We start from the raw sequence: 23879 nt of genomic DNA on the forward strand, positions 1-23879 counted from the left end.
CGCAGGCGGTGACCGGGGTCGTGGGTTCTGGCGGCTCAGTGACTGGCGGGGCCGACCGTCACGTTCGCGCCCCGGTTGGTCTTGAGGTCGAACAACGCGTACGCCGCGACGACCGCGAGACCGAAGGCCACGATCAGGAAGCCCAGAGCCTGGCTGCCGGTCGCGTCCACGAACGCACCCTGCAGCGGCGGGATCAGCGCGCCACCGAGGATGGCCATGACCAGACCGGCCGCGCCGAACTTGGTGTCGTCGCCCAGACCGTGCAGGGCCACTCCGTAGATGGTCGGGAACATCAACGACAGCGAGGCCGAGATGCAGACGATGGCGATCAGACCGATGATGTTCTGGCTCACGACACCGATCAGGGCCAGCACCACACCGCTGGTCGCCATCACCAGCAGCAGCCGGGTCGGCCGGAACTTGCCCAGCAGGTAGAACATGACGAAGCGGGAGATCAGGAACAGGATCAGGCTGGCCTGCAGGAAGTAGCCGGCCGTGGTGGCGTCGTAGCCCATCACCTGCTCGGCGTACAGGATCGTGAACGACCAGGTGGCCACCTGCGCGGCGATGTTGAAGAACTGCGCCACGACGCCGAAGCTGTAGTGACGGTTCTTCAACAGACGTCCGAAGACGCCCTTGCCGGCGTGCGGGTGGGCGCCCCCGACCTCGTGCTCGTGCACCTCCAGCGGCGTCTCCATCTTGCGGAAGAAGATCAGCACCCAGATGATCACCAGGACGGTGGCGATCCCCAGGTAGGGCCGCAGCACCAGCCCGAGGTCGTACTCCTGGGTGGCCCGCAGGGCTTCACCGGTGAGACCGGCGCGATCGGCGTCCTTGGTCAGATTCGGCAGGATGAGCACCAGACCCATCAGCACGCCGAGGTTGGCGCCGACGGGGTTGAACGACTGGGCCAGGTTGAGCCGCCGGGTGCCGGTCTCCTCCGGACCCATGGCCAGCACGAACGGGTTGGCCGAGGTCTCCAGGATGGACAGACCGGCCGCCAGCACGAAGAGGGCGGCCAGGAAGGCCCCGTAGGTCAGCGTCCAGCTGGCCGGCAGGAACAGGAAGCCACCGATCGCCGCGAGGCCGAGGCCGGTGAGGACGCCAGTCTTGTAGCCGTACCGCTTGTTGATGAACGCCGCGGGGATGGCCAGCAGGAAGTAGGCGCCGTAGTAGGCGAAGGTGACCAGCGCCGACTGGAAGTAGTTCATGTCGAAGACCTTGCGGAACACTCCGACCATCACCTCGGAGAGGTTCGCGGCCGACCCCCAGGCGGCGAAGCAGGTCACCAGCAGGATGAAGGGGATCTTCAGGCTCGGGAAGACGAGGGAGTTGTTCTCGCTCCCGAACTCGGTCTTGGTCTGATTCACATCGGAGGTCATGTCGGCTCCTTCGAGCAACAGGTAGGAAGGTCGAAACGGTTCGGACGAGTTGCGAGCCGGTCTCGGAACCGAACCTAGCCCCCAACAGGGGGTGGCGCCACACTTGGCGCGCTGGGCGGAGGAATCAGCCGGGGAGCTTCTCGTGGAACAGGTTCAGGTCGGACGGCTGGCGCAGCAGCGGCTCGAGCTCACGATTGCCACGCTGGTTGTGCTCGGACGCCATGTGCACGTCCCAGGCGGCGCGCGAGGCGAACTTCTCGATCATGACCCAGGTGTCGTCGTCGGAGCCCTCCACCAGGTGCATGAAGTCGCAGCCCTCCTCCTGCTGGGAGGCCGCCCGCATCCGGTGCAGCTGCGCCTCCGCCTCGGCCAGCTTGTCGATCTTGGGGTAGATCGTCACCACCAGGAACAGCGGCGTCGTCTTGTCGGGCATGTCGAACCTCCTCAGAGCGCCGCGAGGCGCTTCTTCTCGGCTTCTACGTCGAACTCAGCCTGCGGCCAGGTCAGCCCCAGGGCCCCGAGGTGCTCGTTGACCAGCGCGGCCACGGCCCAGTTCCGGTACCACTTGCGGCCGGCCGGGATCACGAACCACGGGGCTGCGTCAGTGTTGCACCGCTCCAGCGCGGCGGCGTACGCGGCCTGGTAATCCGGCCACTTGGCGCGCACGTCGAGGTCACCCGGGTTGTACTTCCAGTGCTTGGTCGGATCGTCCAGCCGCTCCCGCAACCGATCCCGCTGATCGTCCGGGGTGATGTGCAGGTAGCACTTGATCACCACCGTGCCGGCCGCCACCTGCTTGGCCTCCCAGGCGTTGATCTGGCTGTAGCGCCGCGACCAGGTCTGCCGGCCGACCAGCTCGTCGACGCGGGCGATGAGCACGTCCTCGTAGTGGGAGCGGTCGAAGATCCCGATCATGCCCGGACCCGGCAGGGCGTTGGTGATCCGCCACAGGAAGGGGTGGCCGCGCTCCTCGGCGGTCGGAGCCTTGAAGGAGGTGATCCTGACGCCCTGGGGGTCGACCAGGCCGATCGCCTTGCGGATGATCCCGCCCTTGCCGGAGGTGTCCATGCCCTGCAAGATCAGCAGCACGTTGCGGCGGGTGCCGTCGGCCCGGCCGTTGGCGAACAAGCACTCCTGCCGGTCCGCGAGGTCCACCCCGATCTGGTCCATCAGGGCCGGGGCGGCGTCCTTGTCCGCGCCCGGGAAGCCGGGGGTGGCGCGACTGTCGAGAGCCCCGACGTCCACCGGCCCGGGTGGCAGGCGCAGGGTCTCGGTCAGCGTCGGCTGCCGGACCGGCAGCTCGGCGTCGGCGCTGCTCTTTTTCGACTTCTTCTTGGAGCCCATCCGGGCATTGTCGCACCGACCCGGGCGCGTCGGGAGCGGTCGACTGACACCATAAGGCGATGCGCCTGCTGCAGCACGTCGACGGACGACCCGCGGGACCCCTCAGCCGGGACGACCTCGTCGCCCTCTACCGCTGGCCCGGTGGGAACGGGACCGCCCACGTGCGCAGCAACTTCGTCGCCACGCTGGACGGGTCCGTGCAGGGTCTGGACGGTCGCTCGGGCTCGATCAACACCGAGAGTGATCACGAGGTCTTCGCGCTGCACCGCGCCCTCACCGACGTGGTGCTGGTGGGGGCCGGCACGGTGCGGGACGAGGGTTACCGGGCCGTCGATCTGCAGCCCTGGCAGCGGTCCCTCCGATCGGCGGAGGGACTGCCCCCCTTCCCCAGCCTGGTGGTGATCACCGGCTCGCTGCGGCTCGACCCGGCCTTCGCCGCACCGGACGTCGAGCACGGTCCGGTGATCGTGGTGACCACCTCCGCGCACGACGACGGCGCCATCAGGCCCTTCCACGACCACGGTGCCGAGGTGCTGCGCTCCCCCGGACCGGAGATCGCGCTGAGCTGGATGCTCGATCGGCTGGCTGCCGCAGGACTGACCCGGGTGCTGTGCGAGGGCGGACCGAGCCTGCATCGTGACCTGATCGCCCACGGGCTGCTGGACCAGCTGTCGCTGACCCTGGCGCCCAGCGCCGTCGGCGGTGTCGGACGCCGGTCGACGTCGGGCGCGGCGCTGGACGCACGGGCCGACTTCGATCTGTCTTTCGTGCTGCTGGGTGACGACCAGACGCTGTTCACGAGCCACCGGCGTCGGGGGTAGGGCCGCTAAGGCTCGATCCGGTTGCCGTCCGCGTCCCAGTGCTCGGCGACCTTCTTGCTCGGCTGCACCCGCGGCGGCTCCCCCGGCATCTTGGGGTAGTCGGGCGGGAAGTTCAGCTCACCTCCCGGGAGCGTCTCCCACAGCTGCAGCAACGGGGCCAGGGCGTAGGCCCGGTCGTCCATGTCCGCCCACGGGTCGCCGTCGGCCAGGTGGTCGGCGACGGTGGTCAGGTTGAGCTCGGCCGGGTCGGTCACGTCGGCCAGCCCGGCCCAGCTGAGTGGCGTGCTCACCGGTGCCCCGGGACGCGCGCGCAGGCTCCAGGCGCTGGCGATGGTCCGATCACGGTTGTTCTGGTTGTAGTCGATGAAGATGCGCTGGCCGCGCTCCTCCTTCCACCAGGCGGTGGTCACGCCAGCGTCCCGGCGTTCGAGCTCGCGACCGAAACCGATCGCCGCGTGCCGGACGTCCTCGAAGGTGTGCGTGGGCTCGATCCGGACGTAGATGTGGACGCCGCGGTTCCCGCTGGTCTTCGGGTAGCCGCGCAGGCCGAGCTCTTCGAGCAGCTCGCGGGCCACGTCGGCCACCCGCCGGGCGTCGGCGAACGAGGTGCCGGGCTGCGGGTCCAGGTCCAGCCGCAGCTCGTCGGGATGGTCGACGTCGGGCCGGCGCACGGGCCACGGGTGGAACGTCAGAGCTCCCATCTGCGCCGCCCAGACCAGCGCCGCCGGTTCGGTCGGACACAGCTCGGCGGCTCGCCGACCGCTGGGGAAGGTGATCTCGACGGTCTCGACGAAGTCGGGTGCCCCCTTGGGCAGCCTCTTCTGGTAGAAACCGTCGCCCTCCCGGTCCTGCGGTCCGGTGGCCAGCCGCATCCCCTCGCGCCAGCCGTCGGGCCAGCGCTCCATGGCGGTGGGTCGCTCGCCCAGCGCCCGCATCAGCGGCTCGCCGACCGAGGCGACGTAGCGACAGACGTCCAGCTTGGTGATGTCGGGCGTCCGGTCCGTGGCCTCGTAGATCACCCGGTCCGGGCTGCTGACCCGCACCTCGCGGTCGCCGACCGCCACCGTCGCTGCCGGAGTCTTCGCCATGGGCCCCAGCGTGCCGCACCCGGGAACAGGGCTTGGTCGAGGGGTGTTGAGTGGACGCCATCCAAGGAGGAACCATGACAGACACGAATCACGCGACCCCCAACCCGGCCGCCACCGTCGGCAAGGTCGTCAAGTCCGAGGCCGAGTGGCGGGCGCAGCTGTCCCCGTTCGAATACAAGGTGCTCCGCGAGGCCGGCACCGAGCGCGCCTTCACCGGTGAGTACACCGACACCACGACCGAGGGCGTGTACCGCTGTCGGGCCTGCAACGCCGAGCTGTTCCGCAGCGACCAGAAGTTCTCCTCGCACTGCGGCTGGCCCTCGTTCTTCGCCCCGCTGGCCGAGGACCGGGTGCGCTACATCGAGGACGGCAGCCTCTTCATGAAGCGGGTCGAGGTCCGCTGCGGCACCTGCGACAGCCACCTGGGGCACGTCTTCTCGGGTGAGGGGTACGACACCCCGACCGACCAGCGCTACTGCATCAACTCGGTGTCGTTGACGCTGGAGGAGAAGGCCTGACCCACCGGTCGAGTCGGCGCTACGACGGGGCCACGTGCTGGAACAGCAGGTGGTCCTGCCAGCGGCCGGCGATCTGCAGATAGCGCGGTGCCGGCCCGATCAGGGTGAAGCCGTTGCGCTGCAGCACACGCTGCGAGCCGAGGTTGTGCACGAGCGTGGCGGCCTGCAACCGGTGCAGGCCGTACGTGTGGAACGCCAGGTCGACGGTGACCGCCACGGCCGCGGTGGCGACTCCCCGGCCGTTGTGGTCCTCACTCACCCAGTAGCCCAGGTGAGCGGACTGGAACGGACCGCGCACGATGTTGTTGACGGTGATGCGACCGACGATCCGGCCGTCCTCGGTGATCACCAGGGGCACGATGAGATCAGCCACATGGCGCTCGAGCGACTCCACGACGAGACGGTGCTGAGCGGCCTCGGTGGCGTAGTCCCGCGCCCGGAGCGGGTCCCAGGGGGCCAGGAACTCCAGGTTCTGCGCGACCAGCGCCGTCAGCTCGGGCACGTCGTCGACCGACACCACCCGGACCCCGACGGACGGCGCGGTCACGCTCGCGCCTGGAGGCGCCGCCGCAGCCACGCCGTGGTCGAGTCGGCCTGGGCCTGTTGGAAGGCCCGCAGGGTCGGCAGGCCCGGCGCACTCGGCAACCGGCCCGCGTCGGTGAAGAACGCACACATCCCGGCCAGGCAGTTCGTGACCAGCGTCGGGTCCACCTCGGGCAGGTAGCGAGCGACCAGGTCGTCGGGATCGTGCCCGCCGTAGAGGTCGATGTTGATCATCAGCAGGAGGCGGTCGAGCCAGTCCGGCCCGACCACGGCCCACGGCCAGTCGACGACGACCACGGAGCCGTCGGCACGGACCAGGAGGTTGTCGGCCCGGAGGTCGAGGTGCACGACGGTGGTGCCGTCGAGGCTGTCCCGCGCGTCCTCTGACCGGACGATCAGCTCGTCCAGGTGAGACGCAACCCAGGGATCGAGTCCCGGGTGCGGCTGGTCGCGAAGCCGTGACCAACCCGCGAACAGCGACTCGAGAGCCTCGCCGGCGGGGGCGAGGCCGGGGACGGGGCTCGGGGTGAGATCGTCGGCCAGCGCGTCGAGAGTGGTCATGGCCGCGTCGACGTGCTCGCCGGACCACGGCACGGGCGGACAGCGTCCGTCGACCTCCTCCATGGCAAGGGCGATCCAGTGCCCGTCGTCGTACCGTCCGAGGGGCCGCGGCACCCGCGGACTCGCCGCCGAGAGAGTAGCGAGGTGGTCGGCCTCGCGCCGGAGCAGATCGGGTGAGTCCGGGTTCTGCTCGGGGCTGACGGCCTTGACGAAGGCGGTCCGGCCCGACTCGGTGCGGATCCGGTCGGCGGTGCCCGGCGAGAAGCCGCCCGCCTGGCTCTCGGCGACGACCACCCGGTCACCGAGAACGGCCTCGATCCCGCGCTGGACGTGGGCGGGCAGGTCGGTCCAGCCGATCCGCTGTCCGGTGGCGGGTGGTGCGGGCACACCTCATCGTGACACGACCGACGCTAGGGAGACCGGCTGTTTTCTGGGGAGGGACGCCAGGTCTGGGTGACGACCATCGGTGGTTCGATCTCTGGACGGAGAGACTCTCGGCTGCTAAATAGAACACATGTTCGACAGTCGGCTGGAGGGGGCGCTCGGGAATGCGCGCGCCCTCGCCGATCTGGCGAGCGACACCGAGTCTGAGGTGCGGCTGCTCGGCTGCCGCAAGCTCCAGGTGGCCGCCGCCTGGGCCGACGCGCACTCCGAGGTCGAGCACCCTGACGGCGGCATGCTGGTGGAACGTCTGCTGCCGTTCGGACCAGTCGGTTGCCCGCCCGTCGCCGAGACCTGTAGCGCCGGGTTGGCTCTGGCGTTCCGCACCTCGGTGCAGTCCGCGAAGGGGTGGATCGGCGACGCCCTGAACGTGCGGCACCGGCTGCCCCGGCTGTGGGAGCGGGTGCTGGCCGGTGAGGTGTACGCGTGGAAGGTGCGGGAGATCGCCCGGGCCACGGCCCACCTGAACGTGCTCACCGCCCGCATCGTCGACAAGCTCCTGCACGACCAGATCGAGCTGGTCGCCTGGACCCGGTTCGTGAAGATCCTCGACGCCACGCTGCTCCAGGTCGACCCGACCACCTACGGCGAACGGGAAGCGAAAGCCGCCGCCCAAAGGGACGTCCGGGCCACCCAGTCCAGCGACGGGCTCCGCACTCTCGTCGCCCGCGGCACCTCCGGTGACGTCACCCTGTTCCTGGCCCTCGTCGACGCCATCGCCGAAGCCCTGGCCGACGAGGGGGATGAAGACCCCTACCCGGTGCGCAAGAGCAAGGCGATCGGGATCGCCGCCTATCCCGACCGGGCCCAGGACCTCCTTTCCCGCGGCCGTCACCGTGAGGATCCGACGAAGGATCCGTGGGAGCAGGTCGACGCACACCACGACGACCCGACCGATCCGTGGGCGGATGATCTCCCCACCGCCGGCTGGGAGACCGCTCGGCACGGCAACTTCCACCAGCCCGGACTCGACGACGAGTGGCACGCACCGCTGGCGGAGGCCGCCGAGGGCGAGCCCGATGAGGACACGGTCGACGCCGCCGATCTCGACTGGTACCTCCAGAACACCGACGTGAGCACGGCGCGCCGTACGGCGACCTCCGCTGCCGCGGATCCGCCGCCCCCGGCAGATCCCCCCACGCCGCCCGCCCGGTCCGGTCTCGACCTCCGACCCCGGAACATCGACCTGGCCAGGTCCCGTCCGACCGTTCACCTCCACGTCCACGTCAGCGACCAGACCGTCCGCGACGGGCGCGGGGTGGTTCGCACATCGCACGGGCCGATAACCGTCGGACAGTTCCGTCACTTCCTCGGAGACGCCTGCCCGAAGGTCGTGGTGCGTCCCGTCTACGATCCGGCCGCCACCGCCGCGGTCGACAACTACGAGATCCCCATCGCCCTGCGACGCAGCCAGTCGATCACCAACCCGGCGTCGGTGTTCCCGTTCAGCCCGACCACCAGCCGGGTCGACCTCGACCACACAGTTCCCTACGACCCCGGCGGGCCACCAGATCAGACCAGCATGGCCAACCTCGGGCCCCTCACCAGATCCGAGCATCGCGCCAAGACCGTCGGCGGGTGGCGTACGAAACAACCGGACCCAGGACTGTACGTCTGGCGGTCGCCCGAAGGGCAGGTCGCCGTCACCACGAACCAAGGCAGTCTCGTGCTGGGCAGCAGCCCGTTCACGCACCGCCTGTGGCGCTCGGCAGCCCGGACGACCGAGGTTGCGCTGGCGTAGCATCGGCGGCCTGATGCCCCCTGGAGACGCCCGCCGGCTGATCGCCTGGCACCGAGAGCTGATGGCAGCCCACGGGCGCCTCCGGGCCGCGCTCGCCGTCGCCCAGGACGCGGTGACCGCCCCGACCTCGAGCGACCCGACCACGGCGACGCGTGACCTGCTGCTCTACTGTCTGGGCTTCTGCACCGCACTCGGCGGTCACCACCGCGGCGAGGACGCCCGACTGTTCCCCGAGATCGCCGACCGTCATCCCGAGCTGGCCGAGACGATCGCCTACCTGCAGCAGGACCACTCGATGATCGCCCACCTGCTCTCGGGTCTCCGGCGGGCCATCGACTCGGAGGCACCGCCGGACGACCTCGGCCGTCACCTGGAAGGCATCGCGGCGATCATGGAGTCGCACTTCCGGTACGAGGAGCGGCAGCTGTCCGGCATCCTCGCCGAGCTCGACCTCGACGCGGCTGTGCCGGACGTGCTCGGACCGCTCTGAGCTAGGCTCGCCGACCATGGCGCAGGTCGTGGTGTGGGGTCGGCGAGAGCACCTGGACGCCCACCGGCAGGCGCTGTCCGACGCGATCCACGCAGCTGTCATGACCGCCCTCGACTATCCGGCGGAGAAGCGTTTCCATCGGTTCATCGGGCTGCCGGCCGACGACTTCGTGTACCCGGCCGACCGGGGCGAGGACTACACGATCATCGAGATCAGCCTCTTCGCCGGCCGCAGCGAGGAAGCACGCCGCCGGCTGATCGCCGAGCTCTTCGACCACCTGCACCGCGACGTCGGTATCGCCCCCCACAGCGTGGAGATCACCCTCACCGAGACCCCGCAGGTCAACTGGGGCATCCGCGGGCAGAACGCCGCCGACCTCAGCCTGGGATACCGGGTCGACGTCTGAGCGCCCGTCCGGCAGGGTGAGCGGATGCCTTCCGCCCAGCAGCTCCTGGCCGCCTACGACAGCCAGCTCCGCACCGACGCCGAGACGCCGAGCGCCCTCCACGTCGAACGCCTCGGGCCACTGCGGCTGGTCACGTTCGCGGGCGGACGCGGCTTCATCACGTACGCCGACCTGGCCGGTGCCGACGCCGCGACCCTCCGCGGTTGGGTCGGCGCGGCGCTCGCGCACTTCCGCGACCAGCCCGAGATCACCCGGGTGGAGTGGAAGACCCGTGGTCACGACGTCGCCCCCGGGCTGCACGAGTCCCTGCTGGAGCAGGGTTTCGTGCCGGACGAGCCGGAGTCGATCATGATCGGCGAGGCGGCGCCGCTGGCCGCCGACCGGCCGCTGCCCGCCGGGGTCGCACTGCGCCGGGTCACCAGCGAGCCCGACGTGCGGGCGATGTGCGAGATGGACAGCCTGGTCTTCGGTGACAACGACGCCGAGGCGACGGCTCAGGCGCTGCTGCGTCGGCTCGACCTGGACGACGGGATGGAGCTGTGGGTCGCCGAGACCGACGGCGTGATCGTCAGCGCGGGACGCCTGGAGCCGGTCGCCGACACGGAGTTCGCCGGTCTGTGGGGCGGCGCGACCCTTCCGCAGTGGCGCCGGCGAGGCGTCTACCGCGCGCTGACCGCGGCTCGTGCCCGCTCGGCTCTCACCCGGGGGAAGACGCTGCTGCACAGCGACTCGACGGAGTTCTCCCGGCCGATCTTGGAGCGGTCCGGGCTGATCAAGGTCTCCACCACCACCCCGTACGAGTGGCGGCGCTGAGTCACCAGGAGCCGAGGATCTCCGTCAGCTCGCGGCGACGGCCGGTGTAGAACGGCAGCTCCTCCCGGGTGTGGCGCCGGGCGGCCGCGGCCCGCAGCGCGCGCATCAGGTCCACGATCCGGTGCAGCTCGTCGGCCTCGAAGGCCAGCAGCCACTCGTAGTCCCCCAGCGCGAACGACGACACCGTGTTGGCCCGCACATCCGGATAGGGCCGGGCCATCATGCCGTGCTCGGCGAGCATGGCGCGCCGCTCCTCGTCCGGCAGCAGGTACCACTCGTATGAGCGCACGAACGGGTAGACGCACAGGTGCCCCTGCGCCTCCTCCCCGGCCATGAAGGCGGGCACGTGGCCCTTGTTGAACTCGGCGGGCCGGTGCAGACCGAGCTGCGACCAGACCGGGGTCAGCGACTGACCCAGCACCGACCGGCGCAGGGCCAGGTAGGCGTCCTGCAGGATCTCCGAGGTCGGCGCGTGCCACCACACCATCAGGTCGGCGTCAGCACGCAGACCCGCGACGTCGTACCAGCCGCGGATCTCCAGGTCCTCGCCGGCCGTGGCGGCGGCGATCTCGGCCAGGGCGCCCCGGGCGATCTCCTCCGGCGCCTCCTGCCCGGCGAGCGGACCGGTCCGCTGGAACACCGACCACATCGTGTAGCGGATCGTGTCGTTGATCTCCCGCGCTCTCATGCCTTCACTCCTACCACCGCCCGCTCACCGGCGGACCCCAGGTCGCTGGTGATCTTGTTCACGGCCACCTCCGCCGACCCCAGGCAGGCGGCGATCCCCACCCCGTCGTACGCCGCGCCGCACACCGCCAGGCCGGGTCGACCGGCCAGCTCGGCGCGCAGCCGGGCCACCAGATCGAGGTGGCCCACCTCGTACTGGGGCAGCCCGCCGCCCCACCGCTGCACCGCGCTCGCCACCAGCTCGACACCCGACCAGCCCGGCAGCCCCCGCAGCTCGGCCACGGTGCGGTCGACCAGTCCCGGGTCGTCGATCTGCAGCAGGCGTTCCTCCCCCAGGCGACCCACGCTGGCCCGCAGGGCGTGCACGTCACCACCCCAGGTCGCGGAAGTCCGTTGGCGCAGCCAGCCCCACTTGGTCGAGGAGTGCGTCACCGCCTTCACCGTCGGCAGCTGACCGGGCGGCACCAGCAGTCCCGAGCCCACCGGCTCCACCCCGCGGACCGCCAGAGCGACCACGGCCATCGACGCGTACGGGATCGCGGCGAGCCGGGCTGCCGAGGCGGTCGGTCCGTCGAGGCCGCCGAGCAGCCGGCCGGTGGCGGTGGCCGGTGTGGCCAGCACCACGGCGCGCGTGTCGAGCCGCTGGGGGTCCCGGGCCGAGCCCACGGTCAACCGGTACCCCCCGGCCACGGCCGCCAGCTCCCGGACGACCGTGCCGGTGCGGACCTCGACACCGTGGGCGGCCAGCGCCGCGGCCAGGGCGTCGACCAGACCGGCGATGCCGCCGTCCAGGCCGCCGAACACCGGGCCGTCGCCGGGCCGCCGGGTCTGCGCGGCGTGGAGGCTGAGAGCCCCGCCCGCCCGGACTCGCGCGAACAGGGCCGCACTGACGGCGGCGAACGACAGCCGACGCGCCTGGCCCGCGTAGACCCCACCCAGCAGCGGCTCCAGCAGCCGGTCGGTCACCTCGGGTCCGAACCGCTCGTCCAGCAGGACCCCGATCGGCACGTCGTCGGGCAGCGGTGGGGCGGGCAGGGACGGTTCCTGTCGGGCCCGGGCCAGCCCGGCCGGGGTGAGCAGACCGGCCAGCGCATCGAGATCGGCCGGCACCCCGAGCACCGAGGGCGGCAGCTCCACGGCGGCTCCGTCGACGTACACCTGGGCCTTGGCGTCGGTGGGGTGCACCAACCGCTGGTCGAGGCCCAGGGCGGCGATCAGGGTGGTGGCCTCGGGCCGGCGGACCAGCACCGACTCCGCCCCACCGTCGACGGTCAGGTCACCGAGCCGGACGGCGGCGATCTTGCCGCCGACCCGGGACGAGCCCTCCAGCACCAGCACCGACAACCCGTGCCGGGACAGCCGACGGGCTGCGGCGAGACCCGAGATCCCGCCGCCGACCACGACGACGTCGATCACACCCGGGCCGCCCGCCGGATGTCGCTGCCCTCCTCGTGGACCAGGTCCACGACCCGCTGCAGCACGGCCGGGTCGGTGTCCGGGGGCACCCCGTGACCGAGGTTGAACACGTGACCGGGGGCGGCCGCGCCGGCGGCGATCACCGCCCGTGTGCGTTCGGCCACCACCGGCCAGGGCGCGCCGAGCAGGGCCGGGTCGAGATTGCCCTGGAGCGCGTACCGGTGACCGAGCCGCCGGTCCGCTTCGTCCAGCGGGATGCGCCAGTCGACGCCGACCACATCGGCCCCGGCCGCGGCCATCGGACGCAGCAGCTCGCCGGTGCCCACCCCGAAGTGGATCCGTGGCACCCCGAGCCGTCCCACCGCCTCCAGCACGCTGGCCGAGTGCGGCTGGACGAAGGTCGCGTAGTCGGCTGCGCTCAGGCTGCCGACCCAGGAGTCGAAGAGCTGCACCGCGCCCGCGCCGGCCTCGACCTGGGCGACCAGGAAGGTGGCCGAGATCTGGGCCAGCCGCCCGCAGAGGTCGTGCCAGACGTCCGGCCTCGACACCATCAGCGCCTTGGTCCGCGCGTAGTCCTTGCTGGGACCGCCCTCGACCAGGTAGCTGGCCAAGGTGAAGGGGGCGCCGGCGAAGCCGATCAGCGGGGTCTCACCCAGCTCGGCCACCAACCGGCGAACCGCCTCGGTCACGTACGGGATCTGGTCCGCGCTCAGCGGCCGGACCCGGTCCAGGTCCGACGCCGTCCGGATCGGCTCCGCGATCACCGGACCGGTCCCGGGCACGATGTCCAGGTCGACCCCGGCGGCCTTCAGCGGCACCATGATGTCGGAGTAGAAGATGGCGGCGTCCACGCCGTACCGGCGCACCGGCTGCAGGGTGATCTCGGTGACCAGATCGGGCCGCGCGCAGCTGTCCAGCATCGAGATCCCGACCCGGACCCGCTTGTACTCCGGCAGCGACCGGCCCGCCTGCCGCATGAACCAGACCGGCACCCGGTCGTCGAGCTGGCGTCGGGCGCAGGCCGCCAGGAACGGACTGAGGTCGGGACTCGGCACGGGGACTGACACCCCACGATCCTTCCACGCGCGAGCCGACGGGCCTCCCGGCGCGTCGCAGCCGGGCGATGTCGGTGCCGCCGCTTACGCTCGACGGGTGCCAGCCAACTCCGACGTGGCCCCGGCCCCGACCCCCTTCCAGCGGGCCGCCCACGACCTGCTCCACGCGGCGTGGCGACCCGAGCTGTTGGTCGAGGAGATACCGGCTCCCCAGAAGATCGCCCCGTTCGCGGCCGCGGTCAGCGCGGACGTGCTGGTGGGGGGCGAGGACGTCGGCGCGGGCCGGCTCGTCCTGCTGCACGACCCGGCCGGCAACGCCGCCTGGCAGGGCACCTTCCGCTGCGTGACCTTCGCCCGAGCCGAGGTCGATCCCGAGATGGTCAGCGATCCCCTGCTGGCCCAGGTGGGCTGGTCGTGGTTGCTGGACGCGCTCGCCGCCCACGGGGCGGACTACGTGGCCCCCAGCGGCACCGTCACCTCGGTGTCCAGCGAGTCCTTCGGCGGCATGGCCGACGAGGAGCCGAGTGCCGAGGTGGAGGTGCGGGCGTCCTGGACCCCGGTGCTTACCGACGGCGTCGGGCTGGCCGCCCACGTGCAGGCCTGGGGTGAACTACTGTGTACGACGGCGGGTCTGCCCCCGCTGCCGGCCGGGGTGGTCGCCATCCCCGCCCGACGACACGCGCACAAGAGCCCTCATCGAAGCCCACGGAGACGGTGACCGACAACTCAGCAGCCACGGAGGTCGTGACCGACCTCGCCGCGGAGGCCGCACCTGAGGCTCCCCTGCTGGTGGCCCCCGCCGACGGCACTCCGGAGGTGATCTGCACCTCCGAGCGGCTCGACGAGGCCATCGCCGCTCTGGCGGCCGGCTCCGGGTCCCTGGCGGTCGACGCCGAACGGGCCCACGGCTTCCGCTACACCCAGCGCGCCTACCTGCTGCAGCTCCGTCGCGCCGGTGCGGGCACGCACCTGATCGACCCGACCGCCTTCGACGGCACTCCCGCGCTGGCTCGACTGGGCGAGACGCTGGCCGACACGGAGTGGATCATCCACGCGGCCAGCCAGGACCTTCCGTGTCTGCACGAGGTCGGCATGACCCCGACCCGGCTGTTCGACACCGAGCTGGCCGCCCGGCTCCTCGACTACCCGCGGGTCGCGCTCGGCACCATGCTCGAGGAGCTCCTCGGGGTGCGGCTGCTCAAGGAGCACTCGGCCGCTGACTGGTCGACCCGACCGCTGCCCGCCGAGTGGCTGACCTACGCGGCCCTGGACGTGGAGCTGCTGATCGAGCTGCGCGACATCCTGGCCGACCAGCTCGTCGCCGCGGGCAAGGACGAGTGGGCCGCCGAGGAGTTCGCCGCCCTCGCCGCGGGCGCGAGCACCGTCGCCGAGCCCCGGACCGACCCGTGGCGGCGCACCTCCGGCATCCACCGGGTGCGGACCCGCCGCGGGCTGGCGTACGTGGCCGAGCTCTGGCACGTCCGCGACGAGATCGCCCGGGACAGCGACCGGGCACCGTCGAAGATCCTGCCCGACGTCGCCATCGCCGAGCTGGCCGCGATCGACCGACCGGATCGTACGGCGATCTACCGGATCGCCGGCTTCCAGCGGCGCCAGGCCCGCCGCTACCTGCCCGACTGGCTGGCCGGTTTGGAACGGGTGGCCACCCTCGGCGACGCGGCGCTGCCACCCATGCACATCCCCAGCCCCGGACCACCTCAGCCGCGCCTGTGGGCGGCCAAGGACCCGCTCGCGGCCAAGCGGCTGACCCGGGTCCGGGAGGTGCTGACCGACCTCGCCACCGAGCACCGGCTTCCGGCCGAGAACCTGCTGACCCCGGACTACGTCCGCCGGCTGGCCTGGTCCCCGCCCGACCCGCTGACCGCCGACGCCGTGGACGCGGCTCTGGCCGAGCTGGGCGCCCGCCCGTGGCAGCGGCGGCTCACGGTGCCCGGGCTCACCGCGGCCCTGATCGACGACTGAGCCGACGCGGCGGCCGACCCCGGGGGTCAGATCCCGACGGGGTTGCTGCGCAGCGACCTCGGCTGGTCGGCGTGGCGGGCGAGGACCCGACCGCCCTGGAGGCGCACCTCGTAGGCGGTCTGCGGCCGGGTCGCCGGGCCCCTCACCACAGCACCGTCGAGGGCGAAGACGCTGTCGTGCCAGGGGCAGACGACGCAGCCGTCGGCCAGCGTGCCCTCGTGCAGCGGCGCGCCGCGGTGGGTGCAGCGGTCAGCCAGGACGACGACGGAACCCTCGCGGCGGGTGACCAGGACCGGCACGCCGTCGAGCTCGGCCCCCGTCAGCTCCCCGGCGGCGACGTCCTGCTCGGCGCACACATCGGTCCAGTCGGTGGCGATGTGCTGGAAGGCGGTGGTGTCCACGCCGACACCGAGGGCGTACGAGAGGTGGCCACCGAGCCACCCGCCGACGCCGACGGCGGTGGCCCCGGCCAGTGACAGCACGACGCCGGTCGTCCGGTGACCGGTGCGGCGCGCCACCCAGCTCGCCGTGTACGCGGTCAGCGCCACCCCGTTGGCGAGCGCGTGGACCAGACCCACCCGACGCTCGGCACCGGTGGTGTGACGCCAGTCGCTGAGGCCGGCAGCCGCGGTCGGCACCGCACTCACCACGCCGAGGGCGATCAGGATGTCGGCGGCGTCGTCGCGACCCAGCACGTCCAGCAGCAACGACGACGTCCACGCGCCGATGGGCACGGTGACGAGCAGCGGGTGGAGCGGGTGCCCGATGGGCGTACCGCTGAGGAGATCGGTCAGCCCGCTCGGACTGAGGGCCGTGTCGGCGATCCCGGCCACCGCCTCCGCCACCCCGTCGAGCGCGTCGGCTCGCTCGATCCGGTCGGCGGTGGTGTCCAGGAAGCGGTGCAGCGCGTTCGTCATCACCGCAGCTGACTACCCCGCAGCACCCGACTCACACGTCGAAACGACTCCTCCCGTGCCCGGCGCCCTCACCGCCGGAGTCGGTCAGGCCCCCATCCCTGAGGACGCTGCCGACGCCGGTGCCCGGTGGCCCGGAAGATCACCACCATCCAGATCAGTCCCCAGAGCAGGAACGGCGCGTGCAGCAGGACCGAGGCCACGAGCAGGCCGACCAGCATCACCGGCAGCAGCCACATCGCGTACGCCCACGGCGGCGGGCCACCGGGGCGTGCTCCGACGGGCGGGGCCGGGGCGGGTCTCGGTGCGGCGGGCAGGTCGGCGAACAACGGTGCCAGGTCGGTGGTGAACCGGGCCAGCATCGCCTGGTCGGCGCGTTCGTCGAACTCCTCCCGGTTCAGCCGGCCGGCCGCGAAGTGGTCACCGAGATCGGACACCGCTCGGTCCCGTTCGGCGTCGCCGATCCGGACCGGGGTCTCGGCCTGCGCCGGGACGGTCGGCGCGGTCGGGCCCAGGGGTCGCGGGGGTAGCGGCCCCCACCACACCTGCAACGGACCTGTCATCGCCGGTCCCCGTCGGTGTCGGTCGACTCCGTCCCTTCGGCGAGGAGCCCGTAGAGCGTCTTGCGCAGCTCGACGACCGCGTCCTTGGCCGCGGCCTGCTGCTCCGGGCTGCCGACCGCCATCACCTGCCACATGGCGGCCGCGACCTGGCCGAGCATCGGCCGCAGATCGCCGTCGGTGTCGGTGTCGGTCATCGCCGCCCACGGCGCAGCCATCTCGTCGGGATGGCCGGTGACGTAGCTGCGGCCCTCGTCGGTCAGCGCGTACGCCTTGCGGCCGCCGTCCTCGGTCTGGACGACCAGCCCCTCGTCCTCCAGCTGCTGCAGGGTCGGGTAGATCGAACCGGGACTGGGCTTCCACGCGCCGCCGGTGCGCTCGGCGATCTCCTGGATCACCTGGTAGCCGTTGCGGGGGGCGTCGGACAGCACCGACAGGATCGCCGCCCGGACGTCACCGCGCCGGGCCTTCGGACCACGCATGCCGCGGGCCCACGGCGGACCGCCGTGACCGAAGCCCGGCCCCCCGAAACCGGGACTGCCGAAGCCGGGACCGAAGCCGCCCCAGGCGGGACCTGGACCCCGCCTGGTCTGGGTCTTGCCGGTCATCTCCGCCCACCTGTCACGAAGACGGCGCTCGAACTCGCTCCACTCCTGGGTCCGACCAGCTCGGTCCCCGCAGTCGACTCCGAATCGGAGCCACGGGGCTCCCATCGCGTATGCACCCATCACCGACCATCCTTCCTTCGCGTGTTGCCGATAGTCAACGATATATCGGGATAGGTCACTTCCCAAGGGTGCGCCATCTTGTTACTCGTGAGTAATATGTGGCCCATGTCCCGTGAGTCTCGCGACGTCGTCTTCGTCGACGGTGTCCGCACCCCGTTCGGAAAGGCCGGCTCGCTCTACCGCGAGACCAGGGCCGACGACCTCGTGGTCAGCTGCATCCGTGCGCTGCTGCGCCGCCACCCCGGCCTGCCGCCCGAGCGGGTCGACGAGGTGGCGATCGCCGCCACGACGCAGATCGGCGACCAGGGACTCACGATCGGCCGGACCGCCGCCCTGCTGGCCGGTCTGCCCCGCTCCGTCCCCGGCTACGCGATCGACCGGATGTGCGCCGGCGCGATGACCGCGGTCACCACCACGGCCTCCGGGATCGCCTTCGGCGCCTACGACGTCGCCATCGCCGGAGGGGTCGAGCACATGGGCCACCACCCGATGGGTGAGGGCATCGACCCCAACCCACGGATCGTGGCCGAGAAGATCGTCGACCCGTCCGCGCTGATGATGGGGTCGACCGCGGAGAACCTGCACGACCGCTTCCCCGGCATCACCCGCGAGCGGGCCGACGCCTTCGCGCTGCAGAGCCAGCAGCGGGTCGCGGGTGCGTACGCGGGCGGAGTGATCCAGGAGTCGCTGGTGCCCGTCGCGACCCGCAGCACCGAGCTGGGCTGGGGTCTGGCCACGGCCGACGAGCCGCCCCGTCCGGGCACCACGCTGGACGGCCTGACGCAGCTGCGGACCCCCTTCCGTTCCCACGGCCGGGTCACCGCGGGCAACGCCGCCGGGCTGAACGACGGAGCCACGGCCTGTCTGCTGGCCGCCGAGGACGTGGCCCACGAGCTCGACCTGCCGGTGGCGATGCGGCTGGTGTCGTACGGCTTCGCGGGTGTCGATCCCGAGGTGATGGGCGTCGGACCGGTGCCGGCCACCGAGCGCGCGCTGCGCAACGCGGGACTCGCCATCGACGACATCGGCGCCTTCGAGATCAACGAGGCGTTCGCCGTCCAGGTCCTCGCCTTCCTGGACCACTTCGGTCTCGATCCGGTCAGCGAGCGGATCAACCCGTACGGCGGCGCCATCGCCCTGGGTCACCCGCTGGCCAGCTCCGGCGTGCGGCTGATGATCCACCTGGCCCGCCAGTTCCGGGAGCACCCCGAGATCCGCTACGGCCTGACCACCATGTGCATCGGGCTGGGCATGGGCGGCACCGTGATCTGGGAGAACCCGCACCACACCGACGTCCGCACCGCCGAGGGAGACCACCAGTGACCACCCAGCTGATGCCCGAGGCCGAGCTGCAGGCGCTGCTGGACGAGGCGTCCGCCCTGACGCCCGACGAGCGGGTCACCCGCTTCCTCAGCCGCGACGTCGCGCTGCCCCACGCCGGCGGTACGGCGGTGTTGATCACCCTGGACAACGGCGAGGACCACACCAAGCCGAACACGCTGGGACCCCGCAGCCTCAGCCTCTACAACGACGCGCTGAACGCCGCCCTGGCCCGCGACGACGTCGCTGCCATCGCGATCACCGGGAAGCCGTTCATCCTGGCCGCCGGGGCGGACCTCAAGGCGCTGGGCGGGCTGACCGGTCGCGACCAGGCGGTCACCATCGCCCGGATCGGCCACGCGGTGTTCGACAAGCTGCACACCTCGCCGGTGCCGACCTTCGCCTTCATCAACGGCCTGGCCCTCGGTGGTGGGCTCGAGATCAGCCTGCACGCGCAGTACCGGACGGTGTCCAAGGCGGCCGCCGGGATCGCCCTGCCCGAGTGCTTCCTCGGTCTGCTGCCCGGGTGGGGCGGCACGTACCTGCTGCCCAACCTGATCGGACCGGACCACGCGGTCACGGTGATCATCGAGAACGCCCTGAGCCAGAACAAGATGCTGGTCGGGCCGCAGGTCGCCGCACTCGGCATCGCCGACGCGATCTTCGACGGGGCCGACTTCCTGGCCGACTCCCTGGACTGGGCCGGGCGCGTGGTGGCCGGCGAGATCACCGTCACCCGGCCGGAGATCGACCGGGGCGAGGGCTGGGACGCGGCGGTCGAACGGGGCCGCCGGTTCGCCGACCAGAAGACGTCCGGGGCGGCCCCCGCGCCGTACCGGGCCCTGGACCTCATCGCCGCCGCGAAGACCGCCGACCGCGTCAGTGCGTACGCGGGCGAGGACCAGGGGCTGGCCGACCTGATCATGAGCGAGGAGCTGCGCTCCAGCCTGTACGCGTTCGACCTGGTGCAGCGCCGGGCCAAGAAGCCGGCCGGCGCGCCGGAGCCCTGGCTGGCCCGTCCGGTGACCAAGGTGGGAGTGGTCGGGGCCGGACTGATGGCCGGCCAGCTGGCCCTGCTCTTCCTGCGGCGGCTCGAGGTCCCGGTGATCATCTCCGACCTCGACGCCGAGCGGGTGACCAGGGGCATCGGCTACGTCCACAGCGAGATCGACAAGCTGCTGGGCAAGCGACGGATCAGCTCCGACCACGCCAACCGCTTCAAGGCGTTGCTCAGCGGCACCACCGAGCACGCCGACTACGCCGACTGCGACTTCGTGATCGAGGCCGTCTTCGAGGAGCTGGCGGTCAAGAAGGAGGTGTTCGCCTCGCTGGAGAAGCACGTCTCCGACGCCTGCGTGCTGGCCACCAACACCTCCTCGCTGTCGGTGTCGGCGATGGCCGCCGACCTCGCGCGCCCCGAGCGGGTGGTGGGCTTCCACTTCTTCAACCCGGTCGCGGTGCTGCCCCTGCTCGAGGTGATCAGGGGGACGGCGACGGACGACGAGACGACCGCCACCGCCCTGAGTGTGGCGAAGTCGCTGAAGAAGAACGCCGTGCTGGTGAAGGATGCTCCGGCGTTCGTGGTCAACCGGCTGCTCATCCGCACCACCGCGGTGATCACCAAGGCGGTCGACGACGGCACCCCGGTCGAGGTCGCCGATGCCGCTTTGCGGCCGCTCGGTCTGCCGATGCCGCCGTTCGTGCTGCTCCAGCTGGTCGGTCCGGCCGTCGCGCTGCACGTCACCGAGACCCTGCACGCGGCGTTCGGTGAGCGCTATCCGGTGTCGACGAACCTCCAGGCGCTGGTCGCCGCGCGCAAGCCCGGCATCTACGACGTCACGGCCGAGGGAAAGCCGTACGTGTCGGAGGAGACGCGGGCGCTGATGACCGTGGGCGACTCCCCCAGCACCGCCGCGGAGCTGCGCACCCGGGTCGAGAACGCCCTCGCCGAGGAGATCGGGCTGATGCTCGCCGAGGGCGTCGTGGCGGCGCCGATGGACATCGACCTGTGCCTGATCCTCGGGGCGGGCTGGCCGTTCCACCTGGGCGGGATCACGCCGTACCTGGACCGGTCCGGCGTCTCCGAGCGGGTGCTCGGTCAGCGGTTCCTGCCGAAGGGCGTCGCCACGCTGCCGTGAGCGGGTGCTGGGCAGTCAGCTCTCGCCCGGGTAGGTGCCGAACGACCACTGGTTGCCCTCGGGGTCGACGACCGCGAACTCGCTCGACCCGTAGTCCTTCTCGGTGAGGTCGCTGACCCGGCGCGCTCCGCCGTGGTCGACGATCCGCCGGTGCACGGCGGCCGGGTCGCTGGTCACCACGTACGCCGCCGCGGTCCCGGGCTGGGTGCTCCACTCCCCGTCCGGCTTGTGCGAGCCGAGCATCACACCGCCGCTCCCCTCCGGCCAGATCAGCTCGGCGTGGGCCACCCGGTCGGTGCCCTCCTCGTCGTAGCGGGCGCGGACGGTGAAGCCGAAGGCCTCGGTGTAGAAGGTGATCAGGGCGGGGGCGTCGTGGGCCTGCAGGGTGAGCCAGACGGTCGGGTTCTCGTGGGTGGTCATGGACCGATCATGCCGCCGGCGGAGCTCCGTGGTCTTGGAGGTTTCGGAACTCCTCGGTGATCCACCGGGTGGGCGGGACGCCGAGTCGCTCGACGAAGTCGTGGGTCAGGTGGGACTGGTCCGCGTAGCCGCACCGGGCGGCCACCTCGGCCAGGTCGGTCCGACCGGCGTGGGCGACGTGGTTCTTGATCAGGTCGACCGCGTGCTGGAAGCGGATCAGCTGAGCGACGGCTTTGGGCGACCGGCCGACCTCGCGGGTGAACAGCGTGCTCAGGTGCCGGGCGGTGAGGCCGACCCGGGCCGCGACCTCCGCGACCGGCAGCCGGCCGGCGCTGGCTTCCAGCAGACTCCAGGCGTGCCGGACCTCGCTGCGCGGGTCGACGTGCCGGCGCCCGTCCAGCGAGCGGGTCAGGTGGCCGCCGAGGACGGTGAACGCGTCACCCCAGTCGCGGCAGCCGGTGAGCCGGTCCTGGATGCTGGCGGACGTGCGGTCCAAGATCTGGCGCCCGTCGTAGTCGGTGCTGCTCAGCTCGGCCGCCGGCAACCCGAACAGCGCCCGGGCGGCCAGCGGGTGCACCGCCAGCTGCACGCCGGCCTGCCCGGCCCGGGGTCGCACGAAGCTCGCCCGGGTGTGCAGTCCGGCCGCGATGATCGGCAGCGGTGGCGCGGAGCTCAGCGCGGCGCGATCGCTGGCCGACTCGACGCCGTCGTCCAGGCTGAAGATCACCGTCAGCCAGGGCGACGGCAGCCCGTAGTGGACGGGCTGGTCCGGCGGTGGCGTCCGGTAGCCGACCGCCGAGACCACCCCCGGCCAGGGGTGGTCCCGGTGGCTCAGCTCCCAGTGATCAACGGTCGTGGCTACTTCTCCAGGTCGTAGTTCTGCGACATCTGCTTCAGGGTCTCGCCCGTGGCGAGCCGCGACCGCTTGTAGCCGTACAGGAAGTAGACGGCGAAGCCGATGGCCATCCAGATCACGAACCGGAACCAGGTCTCGATGGACAGGTTGAGGGTGAGCCAGAAGCAGATGGCCGCGGACAGGATCGGCAGCACCGGCACGAACGGCACCTTGAACGCCCGCGGCAGGTCGGGCCGGGACTTGCGCAGCACGATGACGCCGATGGAGACGAGGATGAACGCGGTCAGCGTCCCGATGTTCACCATCTCCTCGAGCTTGCCGATCGGCGTCAGTCCGGCGACCAGCATCACGATCACCCCGATGATGATCGTGATCACGTACGGCGTCTGGAACCTGGGGTGCACCTTGCTCAGCGGCGCGGGCAGCAGGTGATCACGGGACATCGCGAACACCACCCGGCTGGCGCCGATCATCAGGGTCAGCACGACGGTGGTCAGACCGGCCACCGCACCGGCCGAGATCAGGGTCGCGTAGCCCGGGTGGCCGAGCTTGGTGAAGGCGGTGGCCAGCGCGGCCGAGGAGTCGATCTGGTCGTACTTGACCATGCCGGTGATCACCAACGACACCGCGGCGTAGAGGACGGTGCAGATCACCAGCGAGGCGATGATGCCGATCGGCAGGTCGCGCTGCGGGTTCTTGGCCTCCTCGGCCGTGGTGGCCACGACGTCGAAGCCGATGTAGGCGAAGAAGACCAGCGCCGCACCCGCGAAGATGCCGCCGATGCCGTACGCGCTCGGCTCCCACCCCAGCACCGCCTGCACCAGGGGCTGCAGGTACCAGGCGGCATCGGAGGAGGTCGGTGCGCTCGGCGGGATGAAGGGGGTGTAGTTGGCCGGGTTGATGAAGCCGATCCCGGCGAAGACCACGAACAGGACCACGAACAGCTTGACCCCGACGAGCACCATGTTCACCCGCATCGACTCCTTGATGCCGATGGTGACCAGGGTGGCGAGGACGGCGACCAGCAGCATGGCCAGCACGTCGACGGTGCCGCCCGGTCCGAGGTTCTCCGGCCAGGGGATGCCGATGTTGCCGAGGAAGACGACCGCGTACGTGCTCCAGCCCTGCGCGACGACACTGGCACCGAGCATCAGCTCCAGCAGCAGGTCCCAGCCGATGATCCAGGCGATGATCTCGCCCAGGCTCGCGTACGAGAACGTGTACGCCGACCCCGACACCGGCACCGTGGAAGCGAACTCCGCATAGCACAGGGCCGCGAGGCCGCAGGCGACCGCCGAGATCACGAAGCTCAGCACGATCGCGGGTCCGGCCAGGGTGCTGGCCGCCCGGCCGGTCAGGGTGAAGATGCCGGCGCCGATGATCACACCGACCCCGAAGACCGTGAGGTCCAGAGCGGTCAGGGTCTTGTTGAGCTTGTACTCCGGTTCATCGGTGTCCGCGATGGACTGCTCGATGCTCTTGGTGCGCATGACGCTCACGGTGCCGCTCCGATCACAGGGGAAACTCGGAGCACACACTAGTGGTTACGACCGGAGGTTCGGCAAGGGTGTGCGGCGTTCAGGTGCGTGCATCGCAAGGCCGACGAGGAAGGGATACCGGGTCGTATCGCGACCGAGGAGAACGCAGCGAGGTG

25 protein-coding genes are annotated in these 23879 nt (G+C 71.3%); 10 read left to right on the forward strand and 15 right to left on the reverse strand.

Annotation, left to right across the window (positions count from 1 at the left end):
- Positions 1-35: 35 nt before the first annotated feature.
- From fucP to ABD714_RS06890, 3 genes are all read right to left on the reverse strand, one after another.
- On the reverse strand, positions 36-1382 hold the full coding sequence (fucP, locus tag ABD714_RS06880; RefSeq protein WP_344811559.1) for an L-fucose:H+ symporter permease: 1347 nt from the start codon (positions 1380-1382) through the stop codon (positions 36-38).
- A 124-nt stretch (positions 1383-1506) separates the two neighbouring features.
- Positions 1507-1815, reverse strand: a complete 309-nt coding sequence (locus ABD714_RS06885; protein WP_344811560.1) for a putative quinol monooxygenase — start codon at positions 1813-1815, stop codon at positions 1507-1509.
- Positions 1816-1826: 11 nt separating this feature from the next.
- Entirely contained in the window at positions 1827-2726 is a 900-nt protein-coding gene (locus ABD714_RS06890; RefSeq protein WP_344811561.1) for a PPK2 family polyphosphate kinase, read from the reverse strand.
- A 59-nt stretch (positions 2727-2785) separates the two neighbouring features.
- Here ABD714_RS06890 and ABD714_RS06895 point away from each other — a divergent pair, with 59 nt between their 5' ends.
- Complete coding sequence (locus ABD714_RS06895; protein ID WP_344811562.1) at positions 2786-3547, forward strand: dihydrofolate reductase family protein; 762 nt, start codon at positions 2786-2788, stop codon at positions 3545-3547.
- 5 nt (positions 3548-3552) lie between these two features.
- Here ABD714_RS06895 and ABD714_RS06900 read toward each other — a convergent pair whose 3' ends face one another.
- The gene (locus ABD714_RS06900; RefSeq protein WP_344811563.1) at positions 3553-4635 is read right to left on the reverse strand and encodes a DNA polymerase domain-containing protein; all 1083 of its coding nucleotides are present in this window, start codon (positions 4633-4635) and stop codon (positions 3553-3555) included.
- A gap of 74 nt (positions 4636-4709) precedes the next feature.
- On the opposite strand from ABD714_RS06900, the gene msrB reads away from it, so the two are divergent.
- Positions 4710-5153 (forward strand): peptide-methionine (R)-S-oxide reductase MsrB, encoded by a 444-nt coding sequence (msrB, locus tag ABD714_RS06905; RefSeq protein ID WP_344811564.1) that lies wholly within the window; start codon positions 4710-4712, stop codon positions 5151-5153.
- A gap of 19 nt (positions 5154-5172) precedes the next feature.
- Here msrB and ABD714_RS06910 read toward each other — a convergent pair whose 3' ends face one another.
- Positions 5173-5700 carry a GNAT family N-acetyltransferase gene (locus ABD714_RS06910; protein ID WP_344811565.1) on the reverse strand — a complete coding sequence of 176 codons (528 nt, stop codon included), beginning with the start codon at positions 5698-5700 and terminating at the stop codon, positions 5173-5175.
- Complete coding sequence (locus tag ABD714_RS06915) at positions 5697-6644, reverse strand: phosphotransferase (protein ID WP_344811566.1); 948 nt, start codon at positions 6642-6644, stop codon at positions 5697-5699. The genes ABD714_RS06910 and ABD714_RS06915 overlap by 4 nt, the downstream gene beginning before the upstream one ends.
- Before the next feature lie 127 nt (positions 6645-6771).
- Here ABD714_RS06915 and ABD714_RS06920 point away from each other — a divergent pair, with 127 nt between their 5' ends.
- From ABD714_RS06920 to ABD714_RS06935, 4 genes are read left to right on the forward strand one after another with little or no spacing between them, the layout of a single operon-like run.
- On the forward strand, positions 6772-8439 hold the full coding sequence (locus ABD714_RS06920) for an HNH endonuclease (protein ID WP_344811567.1): 1668 nt from the start codon (positions 6772-6774) through the stop codon (positions 8437-8439).
- A gap of 13 nt (positions 8440-8452) precedes the next feature.
- The gene (locus ABD714_RS06925) at positions 8453-8929 is read left to right on the forward strand and encodes a hemerythrin domain-containing protein (RefSeq protein WP_344811568.1); all 477 of its coding nucleotides are present in this window, start codon (positions 8453-8455) and stop codon (positions 8927-8929) included.
- 16 nt (positions 8930-8945) lie between these two features.
- A complete protein-coding gene (locus tag ABD714_RS06930; RefSeq protein ID WP_344811569.1) occupies positions 8946-9335 on the forward strand; it encodes a tautomerase family protein in 390 nt (129 codons plus the stop codon).
- Positions 9336-9359: 24 nt separating this feature from the next.
- On the forward strand, positions 9360-10148 hold the full coding sequence (locus ABD714_RS06935) for a GNAT family N-acetyltransferase (protein ID WP_344811570.1): 789 nt from the start codon (positions 9360-9362) through the stop codon (positions 10146-10148).
- Between the two features lies 1 nt (position 10149).
- On the opposite strand, the gene hemQ is transcribed toward ABD714_RS06935, so the two are convergent.
- From hemQ to hemE, 3 genes are read right to left on the reverse strand one after another with little or no spacing between them, the layout of a single operon-like run.
- Positions 10150-10836: a hydrogen peroxide-dependent heme synthase gene (gene hemQ, locus ABD714_RS06940; protein WP_344811571.1), complete on the reverse strand. Its 687-nt coding sequence runs from the start codon at positions 10834-10836 to the stop codon at positions 10150-10152.
- Entirely contained in the window at positions 10833-12251 is a 1419-nt protein-coding gene (hemG, locus tag ABD714_RS06945) for a protoporphyrinogen oxidase (RefSeq protein WP_344811572.1), read from the reverse strand. Before hemG ends, hemQ begins: the two co-directional genes overlap by 4 nt.
- Positions 12248-13318, reverse strand: a complete 1071-nt coding sequence (gene hemE / locus ABD714_RS06950; protein WP_344811573.1) for a uroporphyrinogen decarboxylase — start codon at positions 13316-13318, stop codon at positions 12248-12250. Before hemE ends, hemG begins: the two co-directional genes overlap by 4 nt.
- 85 nt (positions 13319-13403) lie before the next feature.
- On the opposite strand from hemE, the gene ABD714_RS06955 reads away from it, so the two are divergent.
- Together ABD714_RS06955 and ABD714_RS06960 are read left to right on the forward strand one after the other, a co-directional pair.
- Positions 13404-14024 carry a DUF3000 domain-containing protein gene (locus ABD714_RS06955; protein ID WP_344811574.1) on the forward strand — a complete coding sequence of 207 codons (621 nt, stop codon included), beginning with the start codon at positions 13404-13406 and terminating at the stop codon, positions 14022-14024.
- A gap of 26 nt (positions 14025-14050) precedes the next feature.
- The gene (locus tag ABD714_RS06960) at positions 14051-15289 is read left to right on the forward strand and encodes an HRDC domain-containing protein (RefSeq protein WP_344811575.1); all 1239 of its coding nucleotides are present in this window, start codon (positions 14051-14053) and stop codon (positions 15287-15289) included.
- Positions 15290-15315: 26 nt separating this feature from the next.
- On the opposite strand, the gene ABD714_RS06965 is transcribed toward ABD714_RS06960, so the two are convergent.
- The 3 genes from ABD714_RS06965 to ABD714_RS06975 all read right to left on the reverse strand — a co-directional run bounded on the left by ABD714_RS06965 (position 15316) and on the right by ABD714_RS06975 (position 17371).
- On the reverse strand, positions 15316-16206 hold the full coding sequence (locus tag ABD714_RS06965; RefSeq protein WP_344811576.1) for a Rieske (2Fe-2S) protein: 891 nt from the start codon (positions 16204-16206) through the stop codon (positions 15316-15318).
- Positions 16207-16274: 68 nt separating this feature from the next.
- Positions 16275-16766, reverse strand: coding sequence for a DUF1707 SHOCT-like domain-containing protein (locus ABD714_RS06970; protein ID WP_344811577.1), 492 nt, complete (start codon positions 16764-16766; stop codon positions 16275-16277).
- Complete coding sequence (locus ABD714_RS06975) at positions 16763-17371, reverse strand: PadR family transcriptional regulator (RefSeq protein ID WP_344811578.1); 609 nt, start codon at positions 17369-17371, stop codon at positions 16763-16765. Before ABD714_RS06975 ends, ABD714_RS06970 begins: the two co-directional genes overlap by 4 nt.
- Before the next feature lie 225 nt (positions 17372-17596).
- On the opposite strand from ABD714_RS06975, the gene ABD714_RS06980 reads away from it, so the two are divergent.
- Together ABD714_RS06980 and ABD714_RS06985 are read left to right on the forward strand one after the other, a co-directional pair.
- Positions 17597-18814: a thiolase family protein gene (locus ABD714_RS06980; RefSeq protein ID WP_344811579.1), complete on the forward strand. Its 1218-nt coding sequence runs from the start codon at positions 17597-17599 to the stop codon at positions 18812-18814.
- A complete protein-coding gene (locus ABD714_RS06985; protein ID WP_344811580.1) occupies positions 18811-20949 on the forward strand; it encodes a 3-hydroxyacyl-CoA dehydrogenase NAD-binding domain-containing protein in 2139 nt (712 codons plus the stop codon). Before ABD714_RS06980 ends, ABD714_RS06985 begins: the two co-directional genes overlap by 4 nt.
- Before the next feature lie 15 nt (positions 20950-20964).
- On the opposite strand, the gene ABD714_RS06990 is transcribed toward ABD714_RS06985, so the two are convergent.
- Genes ABD714_RS06990 through ABD714_RS07000 form a run of 3 tightly spaced genes read right to left on the reverse strand, consistent with a single transcriptional unit; the run spans position 20965 to position 23724 of the window.
- Positions 20965-21369 carry a VOC family protein gene (locus ABD714_RS06990; RefSeq protein ID WP_344811581.1) on the reverse strand — a complete coding sequence of 135 codons (405 nt, stop codon included), beginning with the start codon at positions 21367-21369 and terminating at the stop codon, positions 20965-20967.
- 7 nt (positions 21370-21376) lie between these two features.
- The gene (locus ABD714_RS06995; protein WP_344811582.1) at positions 21377-22174 is read right to left on the reverse strand and encodes a helix-turn-helix domain-containing protein; all 798 of its coding nucleotides are present in this window, start codon (positions 22172-22174) and stop codon (positions 21377-21379) included.
- Between the two features lie 53 nt (positions 22175-22227).
- Entirely contained in the window at positions 22228-23724 is a 1497-nt protein-coding gene (locus ABD714_RS07000; protein WP_344811583.1) for an amino acid permease, read from the reverse strand.
- Between the last annotated feature and the right edge of the window lie 155 nt (positions 23725-23879).

Origin of the sequence: Microlunatus aurantiacus, assembly GCF_039536605.1 — a bacterium.
In the GTDB taxonomy this organism is placed as follows: Bacteria; Actinomycetota; Actinomycetes; order Propionibacteriales; family Propionibacteriaceae; genus Microlunatus; species Microlunatus aurantiacus.

What these genes read in the sequence shown, in the direction of transcription:
- fucP (WP_344811559.1), bottom strand. Translation starts at nt 1,382, where the DNA reads ATGACCTCCGATGTGAATCAGACCAAGACCGAGTTCGGGAGCGAGAAC.
- ABD714_RS06885 (WP_344811560.1), bottom strand. Translation starts at nt 1,815, where the DNA reads ATGCCCGACAAGACGACGCCGCTGTTCCTGGTGGTGACGATCTACCCC.
- ABD714_RS06890 (WP_344811561.1), bottom strand. Translation starts at nt 2,726, where the DNA reads ATGGGCTCCAAGAAGAAGTCGAAAAAGAGCAGCGCCGACGCCGAGCTG.
- ABD714_RS06895 (WP_344811562.1), top strand. Translation starts at nt 2,786, where the DNA reads ATGCGCCTGCTGCAGCACGTCGACGGACGACCCGCGGGACCCCTCAGC.
- ABD714_RS06900 (WP_344811563.1), bottom strand. Translation starts at nt 4,635, where the DNA reads ATGGCGAAGACTCCGGCAGCGACGGTGGCGGTCGGCGACCGCGAGGTG.
- msrB (WP_344811564.1), top strand. Translation starts at nt 4,710, where the DNA reads ATGACAGACACGAATCACGCGACCCCCAACCCGGCCGCCACCGTCGGC.
- ABD714_RS06920 (WP_344811567.1), top strand. Translation starts at nt 6,772, where the DNA reads ATGTTCGACAGTCGGCTGGAGGGGGCGCTCGGGAATGCGCGCGCCCTC.
- ABD714_RS06925 (WP_344811568.1), top strand. Translation starts at nt 8,453, where the DNA reads ATGCCCCCTGGAGACGCCCGCCGGCTGATCGCCTGGCACCGAGAGCTG.
- ABD714_RS06930 (WP_344811569.1), top strand. Translation starts at nt 8,946, where the DNA reads ATGGCGCAGGTCGTGGTGTGGGGTCGGCGAGAGCACCTGGACGCCCAC.
- ABD714_RS06935 (WP_344811570.1), top strand. Translation starts at nt 9,360, where the DNA reads ATGCCTTCCGCCCAGCAGCTCCTGGCCGCCTACGACAGCCAGCTCCGC.
- hemQ (WP_344811571.1), bottom strand. Translation starts at nt 10,836, where the DNA reads ATGAGAGCGCGGGAGATCAACGACACGATCCGCTACACGATGTGGTCG.
- ABD714_RS06965 (WP_344811576.1), bottom strand. Translation starts at nt 16,206, where the DNA reads ATGACGAACGCGCTGCACCGCTTCCTGGACACCACCGCCGACCGGATC.
- ABD714_RS06970 (WP_344811577.1), bottom strand. Translation starts at nt 16,766, where the DNA reads ATGACAGGTCCGTTGCAGGTGTGGTGGGGGCCGCTACCCCCGCGACCC.
- ABD714_RS06975 (WP_344811578.1), bottom strand. Translation starts at nt 17,371, where the DNA reads ATGACCGGCAAGACCCAGACCAGGCGGGGTCCAGGTCCCGCCTGGGGC.
- ABD714_RS06980 (WP_344811579.1), top strand. Translation starts at nt 17,597, where the DNA reads ATGTCCCGTGAGTCTCGCGACGTCGTCTTCGTCGACGGTGTCCGCACC.
- ABD714_RS06990 (WP_344811581.1), bottom strand. Translation starts at nt 21,369, where the DNA reads ATGACCACCCACGAGAACCCGACCGTCTGGCTCACCCTGCAGGCCCAC.